General features: G+C 50.3%; 5 protein-coding genes. 1 reads left to right on the top strand and 4 read right to left on the bottom strand.

Translation table 11 applies throughout. From position 1 onward, the window contains the following. Both VIM87_RS18690 and VIM87_RS18695 read right to left on the bottom strand, forming a co-directional pair. A partial coding sequence (locus VIM87_RS18690) for a hypothetical protein (protein WP_331998463.1) occupies positions 1 to 324 on the bottom strand: 324 nt, incomplete at its 3' end. A gap of 20 nt (positions 325 to 344) precedes the next feature. Then, entirely contained in the window at positions 345 to 848 is a 504-nt protein-coding gene (locus VIM87_RS18695) for a DUF1772 domain-containing protein (RefSeq protein ID WP_331998464.1), read from the bottom strand. A gap of 179 nt (positions 849 to 1,027) precedes the next feature. Between VIM87_RS18695 and VIM87_RS18700 the strand changes: the two genes are divergently transcribed. Further along, entirely contained in the window at positions 1,028 to 1,885 is an 858-nt protein-coding gene (locus VIM87_RS18700) for an NmrA family NAD(P)-binding protein (protein WP_331998465.1), read from the top strand. A 59-nt stretch (positions 1,886 to 1,944) separates the two neighbouring features. Here VIM87_RS18700 and VIM87_RS18705 read toward each other — a convergent pair whose 3' ends face one another. Together VIM87_RS18705 and VIM87_RS18710 are read right to left on the bottom strand one after the other, a co-directional pair. Then, positions 1,945 to 2,352: a response regulator gene (locus tag VIM87_RS18705; protein ID WP_331998466.1), complete on the bottom strand. Its 408-nt coding sequence runs from the start codon at positions 2,350 to 2,352 to the stop codon at positions 1,945 to 1,947. Between the two features lie 8 nt (positions 2,353 to 2,360). Continuing rightward, positions 2,361 to 6,327, bottom strand: a 3,967-nt coding sequence (locus VIM87_RS18710; RefSeq protein WP_331998467.1) for a CheR family methyltransferase, incomplete at its 5' end; no start/stop codon positions are given.

Below are 6,327 nucleotides of genomic sequence, written 5' to 3' on the forward strand. Positions count from 1 at the left end.
CCTTTTATCAGTGTAATAAAAGAAGGTTTTTACCAGGATAGCGCCCTCCGGGAAATCCGGCAGCTGATCCCCGTTCGGCGTAAGGCGGAAACCGGCCGGTACTTTTACCAGGCGCTGTTTTTCCGCGTAGTCGGAGAATAAGGTGGTGGCCAGCTCGTACGGCGTGTATTCCTTTGCAGGTATAAGATCAGCCGGGTTGCCTTCAAAAATATGATAGGCGGATAAAACAGGCAGCAGCACACTCTTATCAGCAGCCGGCTCCCATTTCCAGGATTGCAGCAGCAACAGCATGATCACCAATAGCGGAAGGAGGATCTTTTTCATGTTACAGGCGGTTAACAGGTTCAGGAAGCTTTCTCAGTATGTACCATACAGGCAGCAATCACCAGCATCAGTGAAAGAATGTTCATCACGGTACGGATATTATTCAAACTATTCCAGGGCCCTTCCAAACGCAGGCGCATGGCAGATAGCTCTGCCGGGGAAGCAGCCGGTATATTAAACGCATCCAGCGCATTATTTAAAGGCACATTCCCGAACATGGTTACGCCAAACACGCCAAATACATACAGGAAGGTAGCGGCCAGCAGTAACCAGAACCGCAGGCTCACCGGCTGGCTGTATTGCATAAAGGTGCATACCGGTAATAAAATAAGCGTACCCATAAAGCTCAAAAAGAACACCGGGTTCAGGATAGCCCGGTTCATCATCTGGAATGAGGTAAGGTAATGGGTGTCTGAAAGGCGGGCAATACCCGGCACTACAGAACAGGACCATGCATAAAAAAGGCCGGCGATCAATGCAGTCAGCGTGGCCGTGCCCCAGAGTATAAGATTGTGAAGGTTCATAAAGCGGTTGTTTTAAGTGATACCGCAAATTTGAAACAGACCGCTTTTTTAAAATAGAACAAAACCGACAGCGGCCTGTAAACCGCTGTGGCAGCGGAATATAAAATATTTGACCCTGCCTGTCGGTTTTGTTCTATTTCTTGCCTTACACCGGTTCTAGCTTTGTAAAAAAAAAGATCATGAACACACAACTCCCGCACAAACCACACACCCTGGTAACAGGCGGCACCGGTAAAACCGGCAGCCGTATTGTAAACCGTTTAACCCAAATGGACTGGCCGGTACGCATAGGCTCCCGCTCAGCCAACATTCCTTTTGACTGGTATAACCCCGATACCTGGGCCCCCGCCTTGAAGGATATACAGTCCGTGTACATCTGCTTTCAGCCCGACCTGGCAGTGCCCGGCGCTACCAATATTATCCGCGCTTTTACGCAGCAGGCAGCACAGCAAGGCATACAGCATGTTGTATTATTATCCGGCCGCGGTGAGCAGGAAGCGCAGGATTGTGAGCAGATCGTAATGCAGTGCGGTATTAACTGGACCATTGTACGCGCCAGCTGGTTTAGCCAGAACTTCAGCGAGGGTTATTTGCTGGAGCCTATACAGGCCGGCTATGTGGCCTTGCCAGCCAGTGATATAGGAGAGCCTTTTGTAGATACGGACGATATTGCAGATGTAGCAACAGCCGCCCTTACACAGGCCGGGCATTACGGGCAGCTGTACGAAGTAACCGGCCCTAAGATGTATAGTTTTGCGGAAGCCATTGCAGTTATAGGTAAAGCTGCCGGTAAAAGCATACAGTATGAATATATGCCCATGGCCGATTATACCGCAGTAATGGAGCAGTATGAAGTACCGGCAGATGTGATTGCGTTACTGGGTTATTTATTTACAGAAGTGCTGGACGGCCGTAATGCCTCTGTAACAGGGGATATAGAACGGGTACTGGGCCGCCCTGCCAAAGATTTTGCAACCTATGCAAAGGAAACTGCCGCTGCCGGCATCTGGAATGCACCGGCTGAAGAGCCTAAATAAGAAGCGGAGTTTAAGTGTGAAAAAGAAATGCAGCGGGCTTGTTCCGCTGCATTTCGCTTTTATGCTTTTGGCAGGTATTTATCCACCAGCGTTACGATCATGTCCCTGAACCCTTCAAAAGAATCCGGCTTGGTAAGGATCTGGGTAACCCCTATGCTGAAACATTCGTTGGAAAGGCGGCTATCGTTATAGGTGGAGTAAATAACCACGGGTATGTGATGCAAACGTGCATCTTCCCGGATGATCTGCAGGGTTTCCTTTCCGTTCATCTGCGGCATGTTCTGGTCCAGCACTACCAGGTCGGGCAGCTGGGCATCATCCTTTAGCAGCTGCAGGATCTGCAGGCCATTGTCCACCGCATCAAAATGAAAATCCTTGGTGGCTTTCAGCTCATTCAGTATTTCGCTAAAGATCATTTTATCATCCTCATCATCTTCTGCTAAGAGTATTTTTTTTGACTGTATCATTGTGGCTGTTATTGCTCCTGCTTCAATGGCAGGATAATGGAAAATACAGAACCTTCTCCTTCCTGGCTGTCAGCGGTGATCAGCCCATTATGTTTCTCTATTATCTTTTTAACGATGGCCAGGCCTATGCCGGTGCCTTCGTATTTATCCTTGGGGTTTAAACGCTGGAAAAGATCGAAGATACGGTTCTTAAACTGCTCATTAAACCCGATGCCGTTATCGCGGATCTCAATGTGGCACCAGCGGCCATTATCATCTTCCGGTGCGTCAAAAGCACAGGCAGCCACGCGGCAGGCATCTACCCGTATCACGGGCGGCACGCCCGGGCGGTTAAACTTCAGCGCATTGCCTATCAGGTTCTGGAACACCTGCTGTATATGGGAGCGTATCACCTCCATGCGGCAAATATCCGTTGCAATAATGGTGGCATTTTTTTCCTTGATGATCACTTCAAAATCTTCCCGCACTTCCCGCAGCACCTGGTTAATATCTGTCATCTCAAAACCGGAGCTGTCGTTAGAGAGCTTGGAGAAATGCAGGATATTATTCACCAGCGCTTTCATGCGCGTGGCCGACTGCATGATCTTGTTCAGGTACACCAGCGATTCCTGCGGCAAATTACCCTCGTGTTTGTCCTTCACCATTTTGGAGAACATGTGGATCTTGCGCAGCGGCTCCTGCAGGTCATGGGAGGCTACGGAGGCAAACAGCTGCAGATCGTTGTTGCTGGATTCCAGCTCCCGGTTCATTTCCTGCAGCTGGCGGGTACGCTTCTCTACCTTTTCTTCCAGCACTTCATTCATCACCTTTTGCTCATGCACATCCATATTGGTAATTACCCAGCTGATGAGGTTTCCCTTTTCATCCATACGGGCTTTGGCGCGCAGCAGGTTCCAGCGGAAATCGCCGTTGGCCACGCGTATGCGCAGCTCGCACTCAAAGTCCGACTGTGTGGCTGCGGCCTTTTTCCAGGTGTCCATCAGGCGTTTGCTATCGTCTTCATAGATCACCTTCTGCCATTTCATACCCAGCGCTTCATCATAATGCAGGCCGGTATAATATTCAAACTGCTTGTTCACAAAATCCACGTTGCCGGCGGTATCAGCGGTCCATACTATCAGCGGCATGGATTCTGCCAGGAAAGTTTTTTCTGCTATGTTGGAAGCTATTTCTTTTTCCGCCTGGCGCAGGGCGGTCAGGTCCAGCATGGAGCCCAGCATACGGTAAGGCACGCCGAACTCATTGTGCAGGATGTAACCACGGTCCAGGATGTGCGCATACTCCCCGTCGGCACGGCGAAAACGGTATTCCCGGCTCCACTGGCTGCCGTTCTCGTTAATAGCGCCATAGATGCTGTCCTGCACCTGCAGGCGCTCTTCTGCGGGTATATAGCTCAGCCAGCGGGTACGGCTCATGTTCTCTATATTGTACCCGAACATTTTTGTAAAGGAATCGCTCCACCAGATCATGTCGCGCGTAAGGTCCCAGTCCCACAGCGTATCATTGGTGGCGCGGGCCACCAGGCGAAAACGTTCTTCACTAAAGGCCAGCTCCCGGGTTCTTTCCTTCACCTTGTCTTCCAGCTCGGCATTCAGCCTTTTCAGGTTTTCTTTTACCTCGTTCAGCTCACTGTAGCTGCGTCTTATTTTTTGCTCGCCTTTCTTTTTATCGGTAATATCCGTGTAGGTAACTACCAGCCCATGCGGCATTTTCACAGCTGTAAGCTCAAACCATTTCTCCTGCGCTTCGAGGTACACATCCCGGTGCACAATATTATCACTCTTTAATACGCTTAAATATTCCTTAAACAGCTCGGGCGATGAAAGCAGCGGCAGCACGGTTTTCAGGCTTTTGCCGGTGAGCGGGTTATCCGGGCCGGCAAACTGTTCGTGCGCGCGGTTATTGGCAGTGTCTATTATAAAATCACTGGCATTGCCCGCTGCATCGTACACCGTGCGCAGCGCCAGTATAGCGCTGGTGCTGGCATTAAATACGCTGCGGATAATATTATTCAGGTTCGTGATGATGGTAATATCCACAAACGTAATAATAATGCCTGCATACTTGTCATCCCGTGTTACGTAGGGCATAATACGCATCAGGAAGTTCTGGCCTTCCCGCAGCTTTATTTCCTTTTCCACCACCTTGCGGCTGCGCTGCACCTGGCTAATGTCCGTCAGCAGCTGATCATATTGAATGTTGCTGGAGATGTGGGCAATGGGACGGCCCAGGTCCGAATCAATAAAATTGATCATCCGGGCAGAGGCCGGGTTAAATTTGCGGATGTTCAGCTGCGTATCCAGGAAGATCTGCGCAATGTCGGTGCTCCGGAAATAGTTGTTCAGGTCATCATTCAGCTCTATCAGCTCTTTGATCTTAACCTGGTGTTCTGTATTGAGCGTATATAATTCTTCGTTCAGGGATTGCAGCTCTTCATTGGAGCTTTGCAGCTCTTCGTTGGAAGAAAGTAATTCTTCATTGGAGCTTTGCAGCTCCTCATTGGCGGTTTCCAGGTCCTCTATCGCCAGCTGCAGGCTTTTGCGGGCTTCTGCCAGCTCCTGTTCCAGGCTGTGTACATAGTCGGTATCCATTACCGGCTCTGCGCTGACATGCGTGCTGCCATTCTCATGCGGCGGTACGGACGACCGGCTGAGCACCACCAGGGTATAATCGCTGTCAGCAGCTTTTGCCACAGGGTTGATCAGCACATCCACGGCACGGGTATTACCATCCCTGCCAAATATTACATTGTGCAGGTGCACCTTTTCTTCCCCTTTCCAGGCTTTGCGTATTTCCTTGTTCAGCATAACGGCCAGGTCCTGCGGCAGCATACGCATCAGGTTCAGGTTCAGGATGCGTTTGGGTAACGTGAGCAGGTCCTCATAGTTACCCATAGTTTCGCGGATCTCAAAGTTGCGGTCTATGTACAGCGCTATCAGGCCCATGTCTTCTGTGAGCGCGCTGCGCAGGTCACTCCAAAGCGCTTTCTGACCTTTGGTATCAGGGCTCTTATCACCATTAACAGTGGTAATTTCTTCGCGCGGTACTTTTAAAAAGTTGGTTACCGGCTCGCCAAAGTGCATACGGGGCTTAATATCCGACAGCTTTTTAAAGATCCTCCATTTGGCGCTGATCTGCTGTATAGTGGGCCCCTTTGCGTAGGGCGGGTTTTCACTGGGGCCCAGGAACAGGAAGCCGTTCTTGTTCACCGCAAAATGCAGCACGGAAAAAATGCGTTCCTGCAGCACGCTGTTCATATAGATCAGCATGTTGCGGCAGCTTACCAGGTCGTTCTTTATAAAGGGCGGGTCCTTGGTAATATCATGCCTTGCAAATACGATCTGTTTGCGGATGCGGGGGACTATCTGGTACCCCTTATGCTTGCGTATAAAATATTTTTCCAGCAGCGGGGCAGGTACATCTTTATCAATAGATGAGGGATACATGCCTGCGGAGGCAATATCCAGGTTGGCGGCATCTATATCCGAAGCAAATATCTTTACCTGCAGGCGGCTGCCGGTGCTGTCCAGCACCTCATCCAGGGCCATGGCTATGGAATAGGCTTCTTCGCCGGTGCTGCAGGCGGTTACCCAGATCTTCAGCTGCTCCCCTTCTGCATTGGCTATCAGTTCCGGCACCACTTTTTGCCGCAGTACCTGGAAGGCATCAGGGTCCCGGAAAAAACGGGTTACTCCTATCAGGAAATCATGCGCCAGCTCCTTACATTCATCGGGGTGCAGCTCCAGGTACTCCACATACTGGTGGTGGTCATTAATACCCAGCTGCGTCATACGTTTGTTGATGCGGCGCAGAATGGTAGGCGTTTTATAATAGTGGAAGGCCTGCCCGGCAGCGTTATATATCAGCTCAAAAATATGGTTCAGCGTCTGGTCGTCCGGGTTTTTAACCAGCATATCTGCATCAATATGATTGATCTCTTTCACAATGGCTTCCGCAATGCCGGCGGGTGAAGCC

Origin of the sequence: Chitinophaga sp., assembly GCF_036569125.1 — a bacterium.
Taxonomy (GTDB): Bacteria; Bacteroidota; Bacteroidia; order Chitinophagales; family Chitinophagaceae; genus Chitinophaga.